The following is a 21,372-nucleotide window of genomic DNA, read 5'->3' on the forward strand; positions in this document are numbered from 1 at the left end:
TACCGTTGTCAAACCAAGAAAATAGCCCGTTTGAACGGGCATCAATTGGCTACTCTATTTTTTCGATTATTCCAGAAAGGAGGTTACCGCTGTCAACCATTGTTGTGGAGTTTCGATCATCCCCATATGACCTGCTCCCTCAAGCAATACGGTTGTTACATTCTCCCTATGTACAAGAAACGTTTTTTGAAGTGGTATCACTTTATCTTCACTGCCTGCCATCAGCAGAATCGGACAAGATAATTCCTCGATAACAGAGGTTCGATCAGGACGATCCTTCATCCCTGCTAAGGAGTGTATAGCTCCCTCGGGGGTTGTTTCGTAGCCCATTTGTTTTATCTCCTCTTCCCATTTCGGGTTCTGGCTCAAAAATCCAGGCGCACATAGTTTGGGAATTAATTGATCAACAAATGGTATAATCCCTTGCTCCTCAATCGTCTTTATACCAGTAGCCCGATTTAGCTTCCCTTGTTCGTCATCAGGCAAAGATGTCGAGTGAATAAGGCCCAAATGATCTAACCAAATCTGATAACGACTGGCAAACGCTAGACTAATGTAACCTCCTAACGAATGGCCAAACAAAGAAATACGATCAACATGTAAATGATGTAATAAATCGCGCAAATCATTAGCAAAGCTCTCCATGGTGTAGGTTCCAACTGGCGACCAGCTATCCCCATGTCCACGAAGATCAGGTGCAATAACAGTATATCGCTCCGCTAATTGGTTCATTACAGCCTCCCAATAAAGCAAGCTACCACAGAAACCATGCAGTAATACAACAACAGGTCCCTCTCCTTGTTTATGATAGGCGATTCTTTTTCCATGAATGTCAGCAAACTGTTTTTGCATGTTGCCACCCCTCCTTATCCGTTATTCTGTTTATTCTTACCCAAACTAGCAAGCATTTGACACAATGATGATTTTTGAGGCTTGGATTAACGGAATCCAGTAGTACAGGTACACAACTGTTCGTATATCATAAACTGAAAGATAACGATTTAGAGGATGTGAACATTCTCATGAACAAGTACCTTGCAAAAAAAGTGAAAGAGCAGTATGGGTTGACTATTCGCTCCAGTAAAAATTTGAGTCGTATCCCATCTGTACATGTCAGTAAAATCATAACCGATCAAGGAATTTATCTTTTGAAGGGGAAAAAAGAGCAGAAAAGCCGAATGCATTACATTCGAGCTACTCAACAGCATCTGCACAAAAAAAAAGTTCTAATACCGCGCGAATATCCAACAGTAAGCGGAAAACCTTATTTTGTATTTGAAAAGAAAAGCTACATTTTACAAGAATGGATTAAAGGAAAGAGTCCTACTGCTCGTTCTCAGCAAAATATTCTAAAACTAGGCTCACTCATCGGTCGTTTTCACCAACGCTCCTTAGAATTTTCTCCCCCAGTTGGCTGTCGAGCCATGGGAGCCTTGGACTGGGAAAACAAATATCAAGCGGATATAAAACGCATCAAGCAGTGGTATAGAAGGCATCATCGCTCTCACTCACTTAAAATCAAATGGATTGTGCGTTACTGCAAACGATTTATAGCACGTGCAGAGTGGGCTTATAAAACCTTACTAGCTTATCCCTTTTACCACCAATGGAAATCATATCCAGATAATCAACATTATTTATGTCATGGAGATTATCACCCACGTAACACCTTGTTGCACAAAGCCACACATTATCTCATCGACTGGGAACACGTTTGCCATGATTTTGTTTCCAAGGATATTTCTCGTATGCACTTTATGATCATGCGTAAACATAAGTCGTTTTGTAAATCACGCTTCAAAGCTTTTTTGCAAGCATATCAACAGGAAAATCCACTACAGGAGCAAGAACTTGGGCTTCTGTATATTGACCTCTCCTTCCCTCACATATTTGAACGATTTATACGTAAACGACTGTATCATAAAATGAATACCAAAGAAGTCGCTCAATTTGTTACGTATGAATGGAAAAAAACACTTTACATGTGCCGAAAAGCCAAGCTCTATTGCTGAGCTTGGCTTACAGACATATCATTTTAATCCTGATAAGAAGCCAACAATTCCATCACTTTATCCTCCCAGCGGCTAATTTCCTCTCGGGAGTTCGTATAGCCGTTTAAGATCAAAGTGACAGCGAGACGCTCGTTCCCTTTAGTGGTAACATAACCAGTGATACTAGACACACCTTGTGATTGGCTGCTCAAAGCCCGCAAATTCCCTTGAGCATCTGTGCGTTTTAGCCTGTCTTTTAGTGTTCCATCGACACCAGCAATGGACAGAGAATTGTAAAACGCAGGATATTCAGCTTGCCCGGCTAATCTAACTAAAGCATCGTTTAGTTGTCGGGCTGAAAGAAGATTATATCGGGTTACCCCTGACGCATCCAGCATATCATAGTTCGTATTCACCCCCCAGCTTTTAAGAATATCCTGGGTAGCCGCTATCCCGGCTTCGGTAGTGCCTTTACTTGTTTTCCTTGCCCCTATCGCTTTATTAATCATTTCTGCAAACAAATGATCATCGTTTTTATTTTGCCAGACTAATATATCCTGAAGCGGTACGGATTGCACTTCTCCAATCTTGACCGATTCTACTGGCACTGCACCTAAAAGTACTTTACTAGTAGGCGCCAGCCTTATGCCCATATCCTGCATTTTTTGCAAAAATAGTACCCCTGAATAAATAGCTGGTTCCTCTACCGAGATAAGTTCCTGCTGTTCTTTCATTCCTATTGGCAACCCTCCAACCATATGCAAAACATTTTTAGCCCGATCCTTCTTCATGAGAAAAGTATTCTCTGCTCCCTTACTTACTGTAGTTGCATCTTGAAATATTGCTACATAACTTGTTTTTGGCCACATATCAAAGATAACGGGATCCCCTTTTTTCAGGCCGGGCTTATAATGAAGCTTTACTTTTCCAGCTTCACTTGTGAGTGCACTAACTTTAGCTAGCTGCTTCTCAGCATCCCACGTCCAGCCTAATCCTACCAATTGATGGTCAAAATAGCTCTGATCTACGAGAATATTACCGTTCACCTGTTTGATCCCTTTATCTGTTAGAAAACCAACTAATTGTTCCAATGTAGGGCCTTGCCCCTCGTCATCATTTTGATGGTCCGCACGTAGAGTGGGATCTCCATATCCCTTTAAAATGACATCTCCCTCCACCACGCCACTAGCATTGGCAGGTTTTGAAAAAAGTACTTCTGTTTTAAAAGAATAATTCTCCCCTAGCGTCAATAGCGCACCAATGCTGGTCAGTTCCTTGATAATTGTACCTGGCGTTAGCCAACGATCAGCCTGATGTGCATACAAAGTCGCTTCTATCCCTGTTCGATCTAAAGAAGTCACAATCATACTACCGTGCATATTGGCTAGAGCTGGATCTTCCCACAACGGGTCAAGCAACGCACTTAATTCATAGATCGGAGGAGCAGGTGTTTGACTAGGTGTTTCCGGTACCATAGGATAATTGGCAAGTGCGGTCCCAATAGCATCCTGTAATTGAGTAGCGAACTTTGACTTATAAATTCCGTTAATCATGATGGAGAAAGCTAGTTTATCACCGTTAGTAGCTATTACATAGCCTGACAAGCTGTTTACACCGCCCATGGAGCCTGTTTTAGCCATCAGATTATTTGCCGCTTTTGTCTCTTTCATACGGCTTTTTAATGTCCCATCCACGCCTGCAATCGGCAAACTAGCTTCAAATGCATCTCGATACTCTTTCTTTTGCACATAGCGGAGGAGAGCCATCATCTGATTTGGTGTAATCAAATCAAGACGCGACAATCCAGAGCCATCTACCTGCTGATATTTACCTGGAAACTTAGCCTCTCGTAACACCTCAGTGATTGCCTGTGTCCCAGCATTCCAACTACCTTCTCCTTTTTTTACAACACCCATAGTCTTGGTTAACATCTCTGCATAAAAATTATCACTATCTTTATTTAATTCCAGAATGATCTCCAATAAAGGACGCGAATAATGAGTCACTAAAGGCGTTCCTTTGAGCAAGCTTGTTTTTTGAACAGATTTTTTCTCTACGAGCGTAATCCCTTCTGACTGTAAGATAGACTGGAACACATCCCCGGCGAAAAGTGAAGGATCTTCCATAGTAACGTCTTCTCCATAGGGAATAGCATCTTTACCAATAGTACCCTTTACAACCAATTGATTATGCCCGATTGTACGTTCAACAGTGATCTCACTTTCCTTGCTATCAGTCGTACTGACAGTGGAGATGACCCTTACGTACTCATTTATGGGTGTTATGGTAACAGTAGCTGGTTTACCCACTTCTTTTGCAGGTGTGATCACTGCCTCCATGCTATTTTTATGTAGGGACAATCCGCTGATTTGTGCGCTATAAGCATAAACTTCATCGTCCCACATCCAAGCTGGTCCCAGACGAGTGTCATCGAAATAACTTTCATCCACATACACCTGTCCCTGAATGCTCGTAATTCCTTTTTGTTTTAATTCAGTAGCTATTTTTTGAAGGTCTTTTGGTTGCAAAGTAGGATCACCATAGCCTTTTAGAACCAGATTACCCTGAAGTACTCCATTTTGACTCACTTTTCCATCTGAATATACTTCTGTTTTAAACTGATAATCAGCCCCTAATTCTTCTAAAGTAGCTGCAACAATGAACAACTTCATATTAGATGCCGGGATAAAACTCTTATCTGCCTCATGCTGATATAAAACGGCATCTTTACTTAGATTGTATATAGAGATACCAGCATACATCCCTTTACTTAATTCGTCTCGCGAAAGCTTTTCAAGCAACGAATCGATCTGACGGCCAACCATGCTTACTTCTATTTTGCTTGCCAATGCGGTAACAGGTGCGAATACCATCTGCATGAGAAGCACCACTATAAGAAGACAGCGTAGCGTAAGACTGTTTTTCCCCTTCATTGCTTTCCTCCTTCTTCTAATAGAGTAAACAAAGCCAAGCCAAGCCATGCATGCTATTAAGAAACCGACACCTAAGCTGAAGTTTCCCTTATTCTTAGATAAGCAAAAACTGGCTTGACTAGAACTATAAATTCGTAACATACAATCCATTTCCTGCTTGAATATTCCATTTTTATTCATTTTTTAGATTTTTCAAAAAATAAATTCAAATATTTTTTATTTTCTCCAATCAAAATAGACATGATACGATTGGGGATTGAAGCCCCTTTTGTACCATGCCTTCCTTTTTATCCGATCATCTACTACCAATTCCTATCCTTATGATTGCTTGCGAAAAAATTGTAAAAAATGCATAAGAATGCGTGCAGTTAATCCCCAGATAATTCGACCATCTACCTCATAAAAATATTCAGGTAATTTTCCATGTCTCCATTTATAATCTCGACCATTTGCTATTAGATGATAAGGAAAATCTTCACCTGGTTCAAAACGTAGGTCAATGTCAAAACGATCAGGAATGGTATCAAGTAGGGTTTGTAACGATACAACAAAAACTTCTTCCACTTCATCTGGGTTAGGTGTGAGATCAGTAATTTCGGTATGCACAAAACCAACATATGGATACACCAACAAACTCGAAGATAAGACCAGAATATCCAAATCCCCTGCATATATAATTTTGCTAGGATCAATGGCTAACTCTTCTGATGTTTCACGTCTAGCCGCTTCCCATTCATTATGATCAATGGGATCAACATGTCCACCTGGAAAACAGATTTCGCCCGCCTGACTCCTTAGGGTTGAAGCCCGCTTCTCAAACAACACAGACCATTCTCCACGTTCATTGCGAATCAATGGAACAAGCACCGCTGTTCTGCGAGATTCTTCTTGACCCAAGATGCCACGCTGACGGTTTACCATTTGTTCAACAACTCGATCTATCTGTCGATCATCCATTATACTTCCCAGCCTTCTCCCGGCTGCATTACTTTGCCTTGTAGCCCTTTTGTAGACAAAGCTTTAACAAATTCATGTCCATCTTGCTTGATTGGAGGGAAAGTATCAAAGTGAATCGGTACAACTGTTTTTGCTTTTATCCACTCCGCAGCAAGTAGCGCATCTTCTGGTCCCATTGTAAAATGATCACCTATTGGTAAGAAAGCAATATCTGGCTGGTGCAACTCACCAATCCATTTCATGTCGCCGAAAAGTCCAGTATCTCCAGCATGATAGAAGGTTTTACCACCCATGTTGACTACGAGTCCTGCTGGCATTCCTGTATAGATAATACGTTGTTCTTCATCAAAAACAATGCCTGTGCTATGAAAAGCTTGTGTCATTTTTACCGAACCAAATGGTAGATGAACCTTTCCACCAATGTTAAACCCCATAGTCTTAGCCCCTTGCCAGCCTAAATAATGGGCTAGTTCCACCATGCAAATAATCGTTGCATCGTTTTGTTTAGCAATTTGGACTGCATCGCCAATATGATCACCATGTCCATGTGTTAACAGAATGTAATCTACTTTTATATCTTCCGGCTTACATGTGGCAATAGGATTGCCTGTCAGGAATGGATCAATAATGATGGATTGATTGTCATGTGTCAATTGTACACAAGAGTGTCCATGAAATTGAATGTACATGATATCCCTCTTTTCATCTATGTAATAACCATTATTATACACGAAGAAAAGGATGCCTGTCCCCTTTTGATAGGTTTACCATCCGAAAGTAAAAGAGCCGTCTCTTTAGAAACGGCTCTCCTGAATTTCATTTGCTCTCTTATTAATCCCTCACTGGTAATTGATTCACGTAAGCATCAGAGATGGACAAGAGCTCCAGGGTTTCTTCATACATTTTCCTATATGGCTCTAAATTCTCAACAACTTCGTGCGTCTTAATATTGATAGCAGAACCATCTTCAAGACCCTGACCAGGAATAAATAGGATGTCATCATTAATAAAGGAACCGCTTGGCATGTAGAAGCGTTCTCCCAATACATTGTGTGTAGTATTTAGTAAATCTTGCCCGAAATAAGTGGCATTTGAAAGATCAAGTCCCACTACATTAGCGATGGTTGGCATAATATCAATCTGCCCACCCATATTCTCCATTGTTTTCCCTTCTGCATAACCTGGAACTTTAACAATCAATGGCACGGTGAATGCATCCACTTTATCGTAGGCATGTCCCGTCAAGCTTTCGATAATCGGTTTTCCATCTTTGTCCTGCTCGTCTTGCGTGATCCCATAATGATCTCCATAGAGAACAATAACCGTATTATCCCACAGTCCGTTTTGTTTCATTTTCGCAAAGAGGGCTCCCAGCTGCTCATCCACATAATGTTGCGCTTGCATGTAGTTACCTACATTAGTCCCTACCCAAGAAGGTGGTAGTGATAGGGTGGCCTTTTCTTCGGGAATAACAAAAGGATGGTGTCCTGACAAAGTGATGATTTGAGAGTAAAACGGTCGGTTCTGTTTGTGCTGTTCTTCTAGAATCCCTAGGGTTTTATCAAATAAAATCTCGTCAGATGGACCAAGTCCAACAATATCGTCATATCCAAAGAATTCGGTATCAAAATATTTGTCAAAGCCTAGCCCTGGATACATCACATCTCGATTCCAGAAATCAGCCTTATTCACATGGAAAGTCATGCTAGTGTAGCCTTTTTCTTTTAACATACGAGGCAAGCTCGGAATTTCTCTTTCCCCAAAAGAAACGGACATCGGTGAAGTTCCTACTGGATAAATCGACGTGTTACTGATAAATTCAGCATCTGATGTGTTTCCTTGACCCACTTGTTGGAAAAAGTGCGGGAAATAATAACTTTCCTTGATCAAAGCATTTAGATGTGGGGTGATTTCAGCACCGTTTATTTTTTTGTTAAGCAAAAAGTTTTGGAAGGCCTCCAATTGAATAACCATCACATTTTTACCTTTTGCGGCCCCAAATAATTGCTTGGGTTGCTGTGTTTCACGTTCAGCCTTTAATTCCTTGATACGTGCTATATACTCCTCATTCCATGCTGGGACCTTTTGATCTTTCAAGAAGGTATTGAGCTGGAAAGTAATTAATCCTTGTTGTTGCGCTTTTTTAGTTTCATTCTGGATACTGGCAGTCCGCTCTGCTTTTACACCTTCTAAAGAGAACAAAACTACCACACAACAGGCGGCTAAAACCAATCGTTTTAACAAGGTCATGTCCAAATGTGCTTGAGATTCATTTTGTTTTTTCTTTTTGACAGAGCGATACCAGAGTAAGAAAATAACTAAATCCAGATATAGCACAAAGTATTGTGGTTTAATTAAGGAAAATACACTGGAAGATACATCTTTTACCTGTCCAATCTGCATGAAGGCTTGATAGGTCATAATTTTTCCATAGTAGGAAAAGTACACAACGATAGCAAGCATAAAGCTAGACAACAAAAAGTTAGCGATCGTATACATCAATGTTTTACGCTTATAAAAGAGTAAGGTAAAGATTACGACGATCAACAGAACAGAGCTTGTTTCAGCCCATAGCAAACGAAAAGGGTTTCGGTCATCGTAAATAAAAATTCTAAACCAAAAAAATTTAGTTAAGAGTAACAGAGACGTTATCAGAGAATACTGTTTCCAATTCATTTTTTGTAAGCCTCTCTTTTAATCTTTTATCGGCCTGTTTACCTAGTATGAGGTATTTCCGCCCAAAATATCTTACCATAAACCTGTCAAAGTGGCACCTATTCGATGAAAAAAGTTGAAAAATCCCAAAATGCGGTAATTCTATGTTTGTTCCAATAAAGCAATGCTGAAAACAAAAGATGACCAAACGGCCATCTTTGTATAGTGACATAATTTACGTAAGAGTTCAACAACACTCTACAAATTTAAGATTGATACAAATTTACCAATTGGTGATTAGGATAGAAGGTTTGGAGAATTTGCTCTACAGGTAAACCTAGTTTATCTAGTGTCGAAGCACCATACTGGCTCATCCCTACACCATGTCCATTTCCACCCCCATAAATGGTGACGCTCTGAAGATTCCCCTTCTCATCTTGGCTTACTTCAAAGGCAACAAAACCGGATGGCAATAGGCTGTAGTTCTTCATTGCTTGCTTTGCATCATATTGAGAAGAATCACCTGAAGTCCGGTGAAGAATAACGTCTCCACCACCTGTATAGGTCTTAGTAGGACGAAGTAAGTAACGCACATTATAATCTTTTACCACTTTAAAGGTACCATTGCTTCCTTCGAGAATTAACTCCTGAATATTTCCATTTTCTCCGCGTTTACTAACGTGAAGGTTATATAATTCACCTACACCATTTGAGGGAATAGCTCCTTTGACGAACTCTCCATCACCCTGGCTGATATATACCCCATTCGGATCAGCGGCTGCACGGGCAGCTAAATTTTTATTAATCGTGTTTTGTAGCTCTCCTTTTGATAATTCAACCTTCCAGCGGAAAAACGGCGATTGAGAATCGACACTAATGACCGATAAATTTTTCACAAAAGAAAGCATATCTTCCTCACTTGCGATTGTTATTGGCATAAATTTTGCTTTCTTTTGAGATTCCATTAAAAAACTCTGTGGAATCAAATAAGGGACACTGCTTCCAGGAAACTGCTGTGTAACTGTATCAGGCCAAATTTCGTGACGCCCTGCCCCCACTCCTGAAGATGATGAATAGTAACGTGCATCAACCAACTCATTCTGATACTTCATTACCAGACCCGTTGTTTCCTCAATCGCTTTTGTCACTGTCGCATTTTCTGGAGTATTGTTGTAGACCTGACTCATTGTGCTATCATCTACATGGAATCCTTTTGCAGCATAACGATTGCTGTAGTAGTCGCTCAAAGCATATGTACGCGCTGCGATTGCCTGAGCTTTTAATGCCTCTTGTCCAAAGGATGCTGGCATTTCACTTGGTACTACCTGATACAAATATTGCTCCAACAATAATTCATTGATAACAGATAGTTTACCGTTTGACGTGGATGGTTTAATTTCTAGCATACCTCGGTATTTAGGCGTTCCTTGCGCTCGATTGAGACTCAACACTTCCGTCATTCCATTAGTAGCAGCAGGAACCACGTACAGACGTTCTGACATAGAAACAAGCGTTTGGTTGTTAACGCTAACGGTTAAGGTATTGCCTTGGTTAGTGATGCTGACAGATTGATCTGGGGCAACTTCATATTGCTGGTTGGTTTTTTTATCAATAAGTAACAAGCCGTCTGCTGATTTCGCTTGAAATGAAGCATGATCAAGTGAACCAAAGCCTGAATTAAAAAGTCCAATGCGCATTCGATCTACACGTGTCTCTCCCTCCAGGATCAACAGTTTTACCTGATCTTGTCCATTTACATATACTCTGACATTTTCGGCACCCACACGTACATCTGCCAAAGATTTAGGAACGAGCGAATCGCCAGATAATTGATAAACTTGTACCTCATTTGCTAAGGTAAGCAATCCCGATCGTTCCAATTCAATCGTTTTCTTTGCCGTATCCTTCGTCATAATTTTCTCTGTGAGATACGTTCCTTGAAGATCAATTTGATCCATGGATCGGTATGCATTCGTGTTACTAGCCATAAGCACAGGGGCTTTTAATTGGCTTGCCATAGCACTCGGAGTGATGGCCGTAGACATGAGCACCACCAATGACAGGATCGAACTTGTTTTTTTCATGTTGTAACTCCTTTCAGTTCCTATACAAGGCCTGTCCCATAGAAGGTCTTATCAGGCAAGCATTCGCTACCCTTTGATATATTTTTTGGATAACTTTCCCTCCTATTATAGACTCTAGACTTTGCAAATAGTTTCACTAAATTTGAAAAAAATCAGCACAAATATGCTAAAAACCATATTCAATGCATATATATGACAAAAAGTTAGTACATTTTGTTTAGTATCACTAAAAATATCAATCATCCAATCTGGCTGTTTTTTTGGAATATATTCCTAATAATATTATTCATGATACTGCTTTTTTGAAAAGTGTTTCTCCATATAAAAAGGGTTGTGTAATCAGTTAATAGATCTTCTGATTACACAACCCTACTGTAATGCATTCCTAACAATCGTCAATTTTTTGAAGAAAGTGTACTAGCATACAACGAAAAAACTTCGCGGATAAACACATCTTTGCCGAAGGGTACCTGAGGAAACAGAAAAATCAGTTGCCCTACTTGGTTTTTTAAGCGATAAGGAATGGAAAAATCATCAAGTATTTTTTTTATTTGACCTGCATCTTGCCAGGTTACTTGATAACCAATCATAGCTTTTACATGCCTCCTAACGCTGTACAAGGCATTGCCTTTTTGCTAATCAGTATGCCTAATGGTTAGAGAGCACATACGCTAAACACGAAACATTGCAATCTCAAATTTCCTTTAAGGAATCTCGATGATTTGAAACTCCATTTTGGGCAAAAAAAGAACCAACCACTAAGGTCAGTTCTCTATTCGTTATGCTTGTCCTACTAATTCATGTCGAAAAAGCAAGTCACGCATTTCTTGGTTTTGTTCAATTTTCTCCATTAAATCAGGACAGATGCTCTCTGTTGATTCAATAGTCCACCCTGCTACTCTAGTGCCACATACAACCGCTTCTTGAAGGGATAAACCAGTAGAGAGTCCCATTACAATACCAGAGAAGTAGGCATCTCCTGCACCACTACAGTCTACCAGGTTCACTGGGAATACAGGCTGGTGACCCCGTGCGCCAGTCTTCTTATCATAAAATACAGAGCCTTTTTCACCCAACGTAATCACCATTTGTTGTAAGCCGGATGTATTCATGTAAGAAGTAAGTGCCACTAATTGAGCAGTAAGCTCCATGTTTGTAAAATCAACATCCAGGATTTTGTCCGCTTCATAATTATTACAAACAAAACAATCAAAATCATGTAGTAGCTCTGGATGTTCAAGCACAATCTCCATATTAGCTGGTAAACCATAGATTGGTTTGTTATGCTTTTTGGCCAGGCTCGTGATTAGAGCAATAATTTCGTGATTCAAGTCTAATTCAGTAATAATGTGCGAGGAAGCTTGAACGATTTCTTCTCCGCGGTCCTTAATCAATTGTTCCATTTGTTTCAAATCTGGCATTTGAGAGATAGAGCCTTGCAGTTCTCCAGTCTCATCCAAAATAACCATCCACATTCCCATGCCACCATGCTTGGTATAATGAGAATAATCCGTGCTTACATTGGCTGCTTTCAAACGATTTTCAACATCTGGACCCATACCGGTTGTTTCAAGAACCGATACAAAAGCGGTTGGACAGCCCGCTCTTCCTAAATTTTCAGCGATGTTACGTCCTACTCCGCCATGAACAAACTGGACATTACCTAGATTCCGGTTTTTGGCTTCATATGCTTGAAACGGAAATCCCTTCACATCCATAAAAACTGTTCCTAGAACAGAGAGAAAAAGACTCATAATCACTAGACCCCTGTCTTTGTATTGTTTTATCTCATGACCAATCCATATGCCATTTACGTTATTGTAATATTACCTTATTCGACAGCTTTCAACAATAGTTAAATGGCAAAGCTGCCTGACGTTTCTTGTTAATAGAACGAAAAAACATGGTTCTATGGTATACACACAAAGCATGTTATCCGGTGAATTTTAGTTCAAAAGTAAAAGAGCGAACAAGAAACAGATTACGTTTCTCCATTCGCTCATTCCAAGCTTTTGTTTGTCTAAAATCCTATGAACCACCTGTGCGTCTGCGTTGGTTGTTAGGCTTCTTGTTGTTTTGCGTCTTTAGCACCTTTGTTGCTTGATTCCCTTTTTGAGAATCCTTTTCATGTGCCTGTTGCTTCTTTTGAGCTAATCTTTGCTTCATCGCTTCAGCTAGGCTAACTTTTTTTGGAGCTTGTTCTTCTGACATAGATTTACACCTTCTTCATCTAAAACTACTTTCTATTGTATAGCTTTTTACGAAAGCGTTCAACATCCTATTTTTCTAACAACATATACAATTCATCTCGTGCATATTCAAGAATCTGTTCTAGGCTGTAACGAGATGCCGCGCCCCCTTGAGCTATCAACACATTACCTCCACCTTTCCCTTCAACACGTGGTAGAATGTGTTTTACCCAAGTATTCATTTCAACATGTGCTCCTGTGCCACATGCACAGACAAATTGTTGCTTCACTCCACCCGTAATCAGGAGAACAATCGCATTCGTTGCTTGTCCAGTTATGAGCTGAGCTACTTTTTGTAACTCTGTCAAAGGACGCTCTTCATACAATTGCGTAATTAATATCCGATCATGAAGTTCCTCAGCTGAACTGAGCAACTGGTCTCTTTCATATGTCAACAACTCTTCTTTTACTTGTAAAAGCTCTTCGGTTAATCGTTTCTGTTCCTCTTGTACTCGTAAAACAGCCTCAAGCAAACCAGCTTCATTGGTTTGTAAAACACGACTCACTTGTCGAAGTAAAGCATGTTTATGATGCAATAAATCCATCGTTCGCTTGCCTACTGTAAACTCTAAACGGATATGTCCCTTATGCTTTTCCCATTGTAAAATAAGGATCGGACCTACTTCACCTGTGCGATTAGGATGTGTTCCTCCACAAGGATTGTAGTCAAAATCAGGTATAATAACCAAGCGAATATCTTCCTCAACGGTCGACTTTTTACGAAGCGGATATTTCTCCAGCTCTTCTTCATTCACAAAACGGGCAGTAATATCTCGATTCTCAAACACGATTTGATTAGCACAGGTTTCTGCTTCTTTAGCCATCTCATCGGTCAATTCTTTGATATCTAGATCGATCGTACATGTTTCTTGACCTAAATGAAAGCTGATGGTAGTCGCCTTACATTCCTCTGCAAAAGCTGCCGATAAAATATGTTGCCCCGCATGTTGTTGCATATGATCGAAGCGTCGCTCCCAATCAATCTTCATCTGCATCTGTTTTTGATCAGAAGTGAGCGGAGTGTCTAGTTGATGCCAGATAACTCCATCTCGCTCTTCCACATCTAGTACCTTCTGTTTTCCTATGTATCCTGTATCGTGCGGCTGACCTCCACCTGTTGGATAAAATATAGTTTGGTCAAACACAACCCAGTTTTTTTGACATTCATCGGTGATTTGCTGCAAGACGGTTGCTGTACATTCCCGCCAATAAGGATTTTGATAATAGAGTTTTGCTGTCGCTGAGATTAACATGCTTCTCACACCTCCGCTTCTATTATAGAGGGAACAGAGTGAAAAGAGCAAAAGTACTGAAACCTGAAAGAAAAAGTTGGTAGCTTTTGGTTGCAAATAATTGAGTTATAACTAAGACATAAGGATCTACCAACACGAAGACAAAAGCAACCATTGCAGCAATCCTAGCAGGAACGATGTTTAAGGGAAAAGTATATGATTTCCGTAAAATCATTCAAATTAGATTAAAAATCATACATAATTACCAAAAATCATAAATACAATTTTATCCATAAACAAAATGATCTTGTTTGAACAAAATGGCCCATTGAACTACTCTATCCAACTAAAAAGATCTCTTACATTCCATGTGAAAATAATAGGAAATGAGGTTATTCTTATGTATTCATTGCAAGAAATACTCAAACTTCGCGCTGAGCTAACCCCTAATTTGGAAGCGCTCGTTAGTGGTCCGATTCGCTATTCGTTTCAAATCTATTACGAAAGAGTAAATCAATTGGCACACTATTTACTGGAATTGGGCTTAAAAAAAGGGGACCGGGTTGCAATTTTGTGTAAAAACAATCATCCTTATCCAACCATCATGATGGCAGCATTAAAAATCGGGGCAATTGTTGTTCCATTAAATCTTCATTATTCCTTCTATGAATTAGAAGGTATCGTAAAAAGTTCCCAGCCGAAGATCCTCTTCTACGACCAAGAATTTGGAGAAGTCCTTCCTGATATGCAGCTAATCCCCTTCTTCATACTGGTAGGAGCGGGAATCGATACCTCTACAACGTTTGATGAAATCTTTACGGGCCGCTACCCTGCCACGGAACCTTCTGTTACCGTCAGCGAAAGCGATACGGCCTTTTACATGTTTACTTCTGGTACCACTGGTAATCCAAAAGCTTGCGAGCTCATCCATCGTGCTTTCTCCCAATCCCTTAAAGAGGTTTTTTCCTATTCCACTTCTTATAAAAATGAACGGTTCCTTGCCGTACATCATCTCTATCATTTAAGTTCTGTGTATAACATGCTATACAGTATCGTCTCTGGAACTACGATGGTCTTTTTATCTGATTTAAACCCAGCAAAGATTTGGAATATGATTGATAAAGAGAAAATTACCATGATGTTTGCCTTTCCATATGTTTATACCTACATGCTGCAAGAATTTAAAAGGAGTCAGAGAAAAAAGACATCACTAAAAATAGCCAGCACAGGGGGTACAAAAGTACCATCAATTTTAATCAATCATTATAACGAACTCGGAATTTCAATGACAGCCGGATATGGTTGCACAGAAGGGTTGGGAATTAGCCATTATTCTCCTGAAATGGGTCTAGAAAAAGCCGAATCGGCTGGAATGATAATCCCAAATGTTGAATGTAAAATCGTCCATCCCCAAACAGGAGAAGAGCTTTCTGTAGGAGAAATTGGGGAAATCGCTATAAAAAGCCCCTATGTATTCAAAGGCTATTGGAAAAATCCTGAAGCCACAAAAAAGGTGTTAAGAGAAGGATGGCTACATACCGGCGATAGTGGCAAATTAGATGAGGATGGTTTCTTATATATTTTAGGGCGATATAAGGATGTCATTGTATCTGGTGGAAGAAATGTATATCCCGATCAGGTAGAAGAAGTTATTTTGCAAATTCCGCAGGTACTAGAAGCAGCGGTCATTGCTGTTCCAGACGAGGTTTTGGGGGAAATTCCACGTGCCTATCTTGTGAAGGAAGCGGGGAGTATTCTTTTAGAAGATAAGATACACGAATACTGTAAGCAAAGACTTGCCAGTTATAAGATCCCACAGATTAGATTTACTAATGCTCTGCCGAAAAATAGTTTAGGAAAAGTGTTAAAAAAATTCTTAAAAGAACAAGCACTTGTCATGGAAAATAAGCAATAAAAGCCAGTTGGCGTGTGCAGAAATTTTCGATTACTTATGCGAAAAAATGCCATGGGGAAATTTTTATGAAAGGATTGGTTCCTCTGTAACGATATGCTTTCATGGACACACAGAGAACTGCACCGACGTTCTCTTCTTTACGATTTCTTATAAAAACTTGGTAACTTGAAGAGTCTCCTCTTATGTTATCAAGTTTTTCTTTTAAGGACAGGGCAAACTAATGAATACATTGTTACAAAAATGTGTTAAAATTGTGTTATTATAAGAAAGACACAAAGATTTCACTTGTTTTCTTTCATCACTTTTACTCTCAAAGGGAGGTTCCCATATGTTTACACTCCTGATTTCTATCTTTATTTTAGCCATTGGAGGCGTTTTCTTTTTGTTTGGCCCAAAAAGAAGCTCTTAAACTCTACTATGTGATTCCATGTCATGATTTCCTTTTATTTCCTGCAATTCCTTCCTAACTGCTTCTCTTTAGAGAGCAGTTTTTTGTTTTTTCCTCTATTAGATATGGATTTATAAAAACATCCCGTAATCACTTCTCTAGTGACAAGACGGGATGTTCGATTTATTCAATCTATACAGAACAGAGAAGGCTTGTTGCATGTTCGCTAGTTGGCATGAATGACAACAGGTTCTGCTAAATGCCAGTACCTGCTGGCAATACATAATTCTGGCTCATACTCAGGATGGCCCTTAATCTCTAGTTCTTCCACGCATCTGCCTGTCTTGGGGGCATGAATCATACGGGTACCTCCAAGGGAGATAGCTACGTGATGAACAGCGCCCTTCCCTTGATCATAAGCAAAAAACAGCAAATCTCCCGGCTGTGCCTGGTCAAGCGGTACCTCCAAGCCAAATCTAGCCTGATTGGAAGCATCGCGCGGAATAATTTTACCAAATGCTTTGTGCATCGAGTAGGCAAATCCAGAACAATCATAGCCAAAAGAAGAGGCTCCAGCCCACAGATAGGGCAAACCAAGAAATTGCTTACCTGCTTGCACAATGAGCTCTCCAGACACATCAACTTTCTCATTACGTTTACGGATGGCAACATCTGCTTGTTTCAGCCATCGATCTCCGATTGGTGTTAGTACTCGTACCCACATATCTTCTTGTTCGACGACAGGCAGTGCAGTTAAATAGCTTAATTCTACCCCTATTGCTTTATCACCAACGTCTTTGCTAGTACATGTCTTTTCAACATACATATGCGCTTTGCTCACTTGTACGATAGCAATTAACTCATCTGGTGTAGGTATAGGCCAATTAACAAGGGCTAGTTGATTACGCGGCATCCAACCAGGATAACCATTCTCATTTTTTAGAGAAGGCTGATCACTAACGAGCACTTTGATCCAAGCTTCGGTCTCTTCTTCTACTTGAACAATCGTTCCAAACAATATCTGCGTCTGTGTTTTGTTTGTGTCACATAATTCCAATCGCTCATTATAACCAAGAACACTCAACCACTCAGGAAGTTTAGTAGGATTTTGCAAGGCAAGCTGATCCAACTCACGTGGTGAATCAGGAGATGTCCAAAGAGTTGCTACATTTACACTTACGACATACTGCTGTTCGCTTTTACTCATGTTGGTTCTACCTCCAATACATCTGTAATGCCTAATCCAGGAGCATCGGTTACTTTCATCAAGCGCCCCTCATAAATGACGCCACCTTTAACTGTATCATGCTGTAGCATCAATGGCGCATCAAAGTCAAAACGGGTAATATTTTTCTTACTTGCAGCAAAATGAGCTGCCGCAGTAATTCCTAATCTGGTTTCAATCATACTACCCACCATGCACTCCACACCGCATAACTCAGCCAATTGATTAATCTGTTGGGCTTTGTAGATGCCGCCGGCTTTCATTAATTTGATATTGATCAAATCTGCGGCTCGTTTTGTTAGTACTTCGTAAGCTTGCAAGGGACCAAACACACTTTCATCAGCCATGATTAGTGTATCCACATGGTCCGTGACCATCTTTAGACCCTCAATATCATGCGCTTTAACTGGCTGTTCTACTAATTCAATACCCAATCCCATCTCTTCCATTTTGCGAATGGAGTAGATCGCCTCCTTAGCTCCCCAACCTTGATTAGCATCCAGTCTAATTTTTACTTGTTTGCCGACACGGTTGCGAATTTCCTGAATACGAATGATATCATTTTCAATCTTATCTTTACCTACCTTAATTTTAAGTGTATCAAATCCCGCTTGCAAATAGGCAACAGCGTCTTCTCCCATCTCTTGAGGCGAGTTTACACTGACCGTATAATCGGTCTCCATACTGTTGCGATATCCTCCTAAAAACTGATACAACGGCATTTGGGCTTTTTGTGATACTAAATCGTAAATAGCCATATCTACTGCGGCTTTGGCACTGTTGTTACCCACAATGCAACCATGCAACGTATGAAAGATATCTTCATAGTTAGACAAAGATTTTCCGACTAATTGGGGACGAATAATACACAAGATAGCGCCCTCAATGCTATCGAGACTATCACCAGTGATGACCACAGTTGCAGGAGCTTCACCAAAGCCATGCCATCCATTATCAGTCGTCACTTTTACAATGATCGATTCTGAAGTAATCACCGTTCTCAAGGCTGTTTTAAAAGGTTTAATCAGCGGCACAAATTGCCGTTTGATCTCTATGTCAGTAATAATCATGAGAAACCTCCAGTTGTTAGAATTATGGAATACTTCAGTAAATTACACGTTAATTAATATCCGTAGTATACCAAAATTCCCTGGGTTCGCCCATCCAAAACCTTATTGAGAACGATGTCTCAACTGATAGTAGGTAGCTGACAATGCCAAAATTAACACTGTACCCTTTACAATATCATGTGCGTAATAAGGTAAATTCAGCATCGTCAAAGCATTCAAGAGTACACCAATCAATACAGCACCTACAAAAGTCCCCCCGACATTTGGTTTACCTGCGCCTAACACGGAGTATCCCACAAAGGCTGCTGCGACGGCATCCATTAATAGAGGAGCGCCTCCATCCACTTGACCTGTACCGATACGCGCTGTCATCAGAACCCCGGCCAATCCACAAAAGAGTCCAGATAACAGATAAGCTAACACTCGATAGCGATCAACCGGAATCCCCGACAGACGAGCCGCTTCTCGGTTGCCACCAATCGCATAGAGCAATCGTCCGTAACGCGTGTAATGTAGAAAAATATACACCAACACCACAGCTACTATCATGATGATAACGGCGATCGGAATGTTAGCAATTGTTCCTTGTCCAATTTTTAAAAAGGTCGGGGAAATCGTGCCTGGTGCTGTCGTCTGATCTGGCATCACCATTTTAGAAGTAATGGAGTAACCTTTCGTATAGACCAGATGAATTCCTTTCACAATGTAGAGAGCTGCTAACGTTGCTAACAAGTCAGGAATTCTAACTTTTACTACAAGATATGCATTGAACAATCCAATGAGACCACCAACCAGTATCGGTACCAAGACAGCGAGCCAAATGCTTTGTTCAAACCAAACCATAATGGATGCCGACACGACGGAAGCTAATGATACGATAGATCCTACTGACATATCAAAGCCATTTACAATTAAAGTAAAAGTGACCCCGATAGCTACCAATGTAACGATAGATATAGAATGTAAGATGCCTGTGATATTGTTGAACGTGAAAAAATACTCATTTACAATGCTAAAAAAAATGATAATGAACGCAATAAATCCTAACGTTCCATATCGAAAAAGGATGTGCAAGAGTTTTTCTTTACCTGTTTCTTGTGCCATTGTTACTGTCCTCCGCTCGCGTAGTACATGATGGTTTCCTGTGTTGCTTCTGCTCGGCTAAGTTCTTTAACAAAGGCTCCGTCGTACATAACTAAAATACGATCAGCAATCCCTACTATCTCGTCGAACTCACTAGAAAGGTACACTACCCCTTTCCCATTTTTAGCTAGCTCTCCAATAATTTTATAAATTTCCGATTTGGCTCCTATGTCTACACCCTTCGTGGGTTCGTCAAACAGAAAGATGTCAGATTCAGTTGCTACCCATTTTCCAATAACTACTTTTTGCTGATTTCCTCCACTTAACGAACCGATGGACATCTGAGGGTTAGCCACCTTGATCTGTAATTTTTGAATTAGCTTTTCCACAGCTTCATTTACTAACATAGGGCGTAAGAAACCGAGTCGACTATAATTTTGAAGTGTTGGCAAAGTTAAATTAGCTGCTACTGATTCTTCTATAACAATACCTTCTTTTCGACGCTCTTCAGGAACCAATACAATTCCTTGATCAACGGCTGCTTTTGGCGATGTACATTTCACCTTTTGCCCCCTCTTGTACACTTCTCCCGATGCCAGTGGATCAGCACCAAATAATACTCGGGCTAATTCTGTTTTCCCTGCACCAACTAAGCCTGCAATTCCTACAATTTCTCCTTCATGTACTGTAAAGGAAAGGTTTCGTACATATGAGCCAGCCTGTATATTTTTTACTTCAAGCAGCTGATCCCCTATTTTGACTTGTTCTTTTGGGTATTCATGGGTCAGTGTTTTTCCCAGCATACTTGTAATGATTTCGTGCGGGTTCGTTTCTTCTGTTCGCTTGCTCAAAATCTGTTCGCCATCTCGTAGCACCGTAATTCGATCGCTAATTTCAAACACTTCTGGCAATCTGTGTGAGATAAATACAATACCGATCCCTTGCTCACGTAATTGCTTAATGATGTGGAACAACTGCACAGTTTCTGCTTGACTTAAGGGTGCAGTCGGTTCATCTAGCACAATTATTTTGGCTTTTTGTGCCAAAGCCTTTGCCAATAGAACCAACTGCTTTTCCGATAGAGTTAGTTCCTCTACCTTTTTTTGAATCGGTAAGTCAAGGCCCAAACGTTTCAGTGCTTTTGTTGCTTCCTCCGCTAAACTTCGCCAGTTGATAAAAGGAGAGCGTCTCCCTCCAACAAATCCTTCTAGCATAATGTTCTCTGCAACACTTACGTATCCAATGAGAGCTGTATCTACTTCCTGATACACACACTGGATTCCATGAGCTTTGGCATCTTGTGGTTGTGTCAGATTAACTTCCTTTCCATCTACGAAAATCTGACCTGCGTCTAGCTCATAAGCACCTGTCATAATTTTCATTAATGTACTCTTTCCTGCTCCATTCGCCCCCAACAAAGCATGAATTTCACCAGGCTTTACATCAAAATCTACACCGCGTAAAGCCGGAACAGAGCGAAATGCTTTTTTGATTCCCTTCATTTCTAATGCTGTCAACGTGCTCTCCCCTTCCATGCGCGGATTGTACAAGAGGTCTGGCATCTTATCTGCCAAACCCCCTCACACTAAA

The 21,372-nt window shown here is 40.3% G+C and carries 16 protein-coding genes; 2 read left to right on the top strand and 14 right to left on the bottom strand.

The window, feature by feature from the left end; translation table 11 throughout:
• Nucleotides 1-66: 66 nt before the first annotated feature.
• Nucleotides 67-852 carry an alpha/beta hydrolase gene (locus EEL30_20565; GenBank protein QDX94465.1) on the bottom strand — a complete coding sequence of 262 codons (786 nt, stop codon included), beginning with the start codon at nucleotides 850-852 and terminating at the stop codon, nucleotides 67-69.
• 170 nt (nucleotides 853-1,022) lie between these two features.
• On the opposite strand from EEL30_20565, the gene EEL30_20570 reads away from it, so the two are divergent.
• Nucleotides 1,023-2,012 carry a spore coat protein gene (locus tag EEL30_20570; protein ID QDX94466.1) on the top strand — a complete coding sequence of 330 codons (990 nt, stop codon included), beginning with the start codon at nucleotides 1,023-1,025 and terminating at the stop codon, nucleotides 2,010-2,012.
• 23 nt (nucleotides 2,013-2,035) lie between these two features.
• Here the strand turns inward: EEL30_20570 and dacB are convergent, their stop codons facing one another.
• The 9 genes from dacB to EEL30_20615 all read right to left on the bottom strand — a co-directional run bounded on the left by dacB (nucleotide 2,036) and on the right by EEL30_20615 (nucleotide 14,122).
• Complete coding sequence (gene dacB, locus EEL30_20575; protein QDX94467.1) at nucleotides 2,036-4,924, bottom strand: D-alanyl-D-alanine carboxypeptidase/D-alanyl-D-alanine-endopeptidase; 2,889 nt, start codon at nucleotides 4,922-4,924, stop codon at nucleotides 2,036-2,038.
• Between the two features lie 318 nt (nucleotides 4,925-5,242).
• Nucleotides 5,243-5,881: a CoA pyrophosphatase gene (locus EEL30_20580; protein ID QDX94468.1), complete on the bottom strand. Its 639-nt coding sequence runs from the start codon at nucleotides 5,879-5,881 to the stop codon at nucleotides 5,243-5,245.
• Nucleotides 5,881-6,570 (bottom strand): metal-dependent hydrolase, encoded by a 690-nt coding sequence (locus tag EEL30_20585; protein ID QDX94469.1) that lies wholly within the window; start codon nucleotides 6,568-6,570, stop codon nucleotides 5,881-5,883. Before EEL30_20585 ends, EEL30_20580 begins: the two co-directional genes overlap by 1 nt.
• A 142-nt stretch (nucleotides 6,571-6,712) precedes the next feature.
• Nucleotides 6,713-8,557, bottom strand: coding sequence for an LTA synthase family protein (locus EEL30_20590; protein ID QDX94470.1), 1,845 nt, complete (start codon nucleotides 8,555-8,557; stop codon nucleotides 6,713-6,715).
• Nucleotides 8,558-8,802: 245 nt separating this feature from the next.
• On the bottom strand, nucleotides 8,803-10,620 hold the full coding sequence (locus tag EEL30_20595) for a SpoIID/LytB domain-containing protein (GenBank protein QDX94471.1): 1,818 nt from the start codon (nucleotides 10,618-10,620) through the stop codon (nucleotides 8,803-8,805).
• Between the two features lie 395 nt (nucleotides 10,621-11,015).
• Entirely contained in the window at nucleotides 11,016-11,210 is a 195-nt protein-coding gene (locus EEL30_20600; GenBank protein QDX94472.1) for a hypothetical protein, read from the bottom strand.
• Between the two features lie 189 nt (nucleotides 11,211-11,399).
• Nucleotides 11,400-12,374, bottom strand: coding sequence for a carbohydrate kinase family protein (locus tag EEL30_20605; protein ID QDX94473.1), 975 nt, complete (start codon nucleotides 12,372-12,374; stop codon nucleotides 11,400-11,402).
• A gap of 274 nt (nucleotides 12,375-12,648) precedes the next feature.
• The gene (locus EEL30_20610) at nucleotides 12,649-12,831 is read right to left on the bottom strand and encodes a hypothetical protein (protein ID QDX94474.1); all 183 of its coding nucleotides are present in this window, start codon (nucleotides 12,829-12,831) and stop codon (nucleotides 12,649-12,651) included.
• Nucleotides 12,832-12,898: 67 nt separating this feature from the next.
• A complete protein-coding gene (locus EEL30_20615; GenBank protein QDX94475.1) occupies nucleotides 12,899-14,122 on the bottom strand; it encodes an alanyl-tRNA editing protein AlaX in 1,224 nt (407 codons plus the stop codon).
• 379 nt (nucleotides 14,123-14,501) lie between these two features.
• On the opposite strand from EEL30_20615, the gene EEL30_20620 reads away from it, so the two are divergent.
• Nucleotides 14,502-16,016: a long-chain fatty acid--CoA ligase gene (locus EEL30_20620; protein ID QDX94476.1), complete on the top strand. Its 1,515-nt coding sequence runs from the start codon at nucleotides 14,502-14,504 to the stop codon at nucleotides 16,014-16,016.
• Between the two features lie 614 nt (nucleotides 16,017-16,630).
• Here the strand turns inward: EEL30_20620 and EEL30_20625 are convergent.
• The 4 genes from EEL30_20625 to EEL30_20640 all read right to left on the bottom strand — a co-directional run bounded on the left by EEL30_20625 (nucleotide 16,631) and on the right by EEL30_20640 (nucleotide 21,299).
• A complete protein-coding gene (locus tag EEL30_20625; protein ID QDX94477.1) occupies nucleotides 16,631-17,611 on the bottom strand; it encodes a peptidoglycan endopeptidase in 981 nt (326 codons plus the stop codon).
• The gene (locus tag EEL30_20630) at nucleotides 17,608-18,699 is read right to left on the bottom strand and encodes a dipeptide epimerase (protein QDX94478.1); all 1,092 of its coding nucleotides are present in this window, start codon (nucleotides 18,697-18,699) and stop codon (nucleotides 17,608-17,610) included. The genes EEL30_20625 and EEL30_20630 overlap by 4 nt, the downstream gene beginning before the upstream one ends.
• Nucleotides 18,700-18,801: 102 nt before the next feature.
• On the bottom strand, nucleotides 18,802-19,803 hold the full coding sequence (locus EEL30_20635) for an ABC transporter permease (GenBank protein QDX94479.1): 1,002 nt from the start codon (nucleotides 19,801-19,803) through the stop codon (nucleotides 18,802-18,804).
• 2 nt (nucleotides 19,804-19,805) lie between these two features.
• On the bottom strand, nucleotides 19,806-21,299 hold the full coding sequence (locus EEL30_20640) for a sugar ABC transporter ATP-binding protein (protein ID QDX95839.1): 1,494 nt from the start codon (nucleotides 21,297-21,299) through the stop codon (nucleotides 19,806-19,808).
• Between the last annotated feature and the right edge of the window lie 73 nt (nucleotides 21,300-21,372).

Source organism: Brevibacillus laterosporus (assembly GCA_007833815.1).
Classification (GTDB): Bacteria; Bacillota; Bacilli; order Brevibacillales; family Brevibacillaceae; genus Brevibacillus_B; species Brevibacillus_B laterosporus_D.

Bases quoted from the DNA above. Each gene is read 5' to 3' on its own strand.
- EEL30_20565 (QDX94465.1), bottom strand. From the start codon at position 852: ATGCAAAAACAGTTTGCTGACATTCATGGAAAAAGAATCGCCTATCAT.
- EEL30_20570 (QDX94466.1), top strand. From the start codon at position 1,023: ATGAACAAGTACCTTGCAAAAAAAGTGAAAGAGCAGTATGGGTTGACT.
- dacB (QDX94467.1), bottom strand. From the start codon at position 4,924: ATGAAGGGGAAAAACAGTCTTACGCTACGCTGTCTTCTTATAGTGGTG.
- EEL30_20580 (QDX94468.1), bottom strand. From the start codon at position 5,881: ATGGATGATCGACAGATAGATCGAGTTGTTGAACAAATGGTAAACCGT.
- EEL30_20585 (QDX94469.1), bottom strand. From the start codon at position 6,570: ATGTACATTCAATTTCATGGACACTCTTGTGTACAATTGACACATGAC.
- EEL30_20590 (QDX94470.1), bottom strand. From the start codon at position 8,557: ATGAATTGGAAACAGTATTCTCTGATAACGTCTCTGTTACTCTTAACT.
- EEL30_20595 (QDX94471.1), bottom strand. From the start codon at position 10,620: ATGAAAAAAACAAGTTCGATCCTGTCATTGGTGGTGCTCATGTCTACG.
- EEL30_20600 (QDX94472.1), bottom strand. From the start codon at position 11,210: ATGATTGGTTATCAAGTAACCTGGCAAGATGCAGGTCAAATAAAAAAA.
- EEL30_20605 (QDX94473.1), bottom strand. From the start codon at position 12,374: ATGAGTCTTTTTCTCTCTGTTCTAGGAACAGTTTTTATGGATGTGAAG.
- EEL30_20610 (QDX94474.1), bottom strand. From the start codon at position 12,831: ATGTCAGAAGAACAAGCTCCAAAAAAAGTTAGCCTAGCTGAAGCGATG.
- EEL30_20615 (QDX94475.1), bottom strand. From the start codon at position 14,122: ATGTTAATCTCAGCGACAGCAAAACTCTATTATCAAAATCCTTATTGG.
- EEL30_20620 (QDX94476.1), top strand. From the start codon at position 14,502: ATGTATTCATTGCAAGAAATACTCAAACTTCGCGCTGAGCTAACCCCT.
- EEL30_20625 (QDX94477.1), bottom strand. From the start codon at position 17,611: ATGAGTAAAAGCGAACAGCAGTATGTCGTAAGTGTAAATGTAGCAACT.
- EEL30_20630 (QDX94478.1), bottom strand. From the start codon at position 18,699: ATGATTATTACTGACATAGAGATCAAACGGCAATTTGTGCCGCTGATT.
- EEL30_20635 (QDX94479.1), bottom strand. From the start codon at position 19,803: ATGGCACAAGAAACAGGTAAAGAAAAACTCTTGCACATCCTTTTTCGA.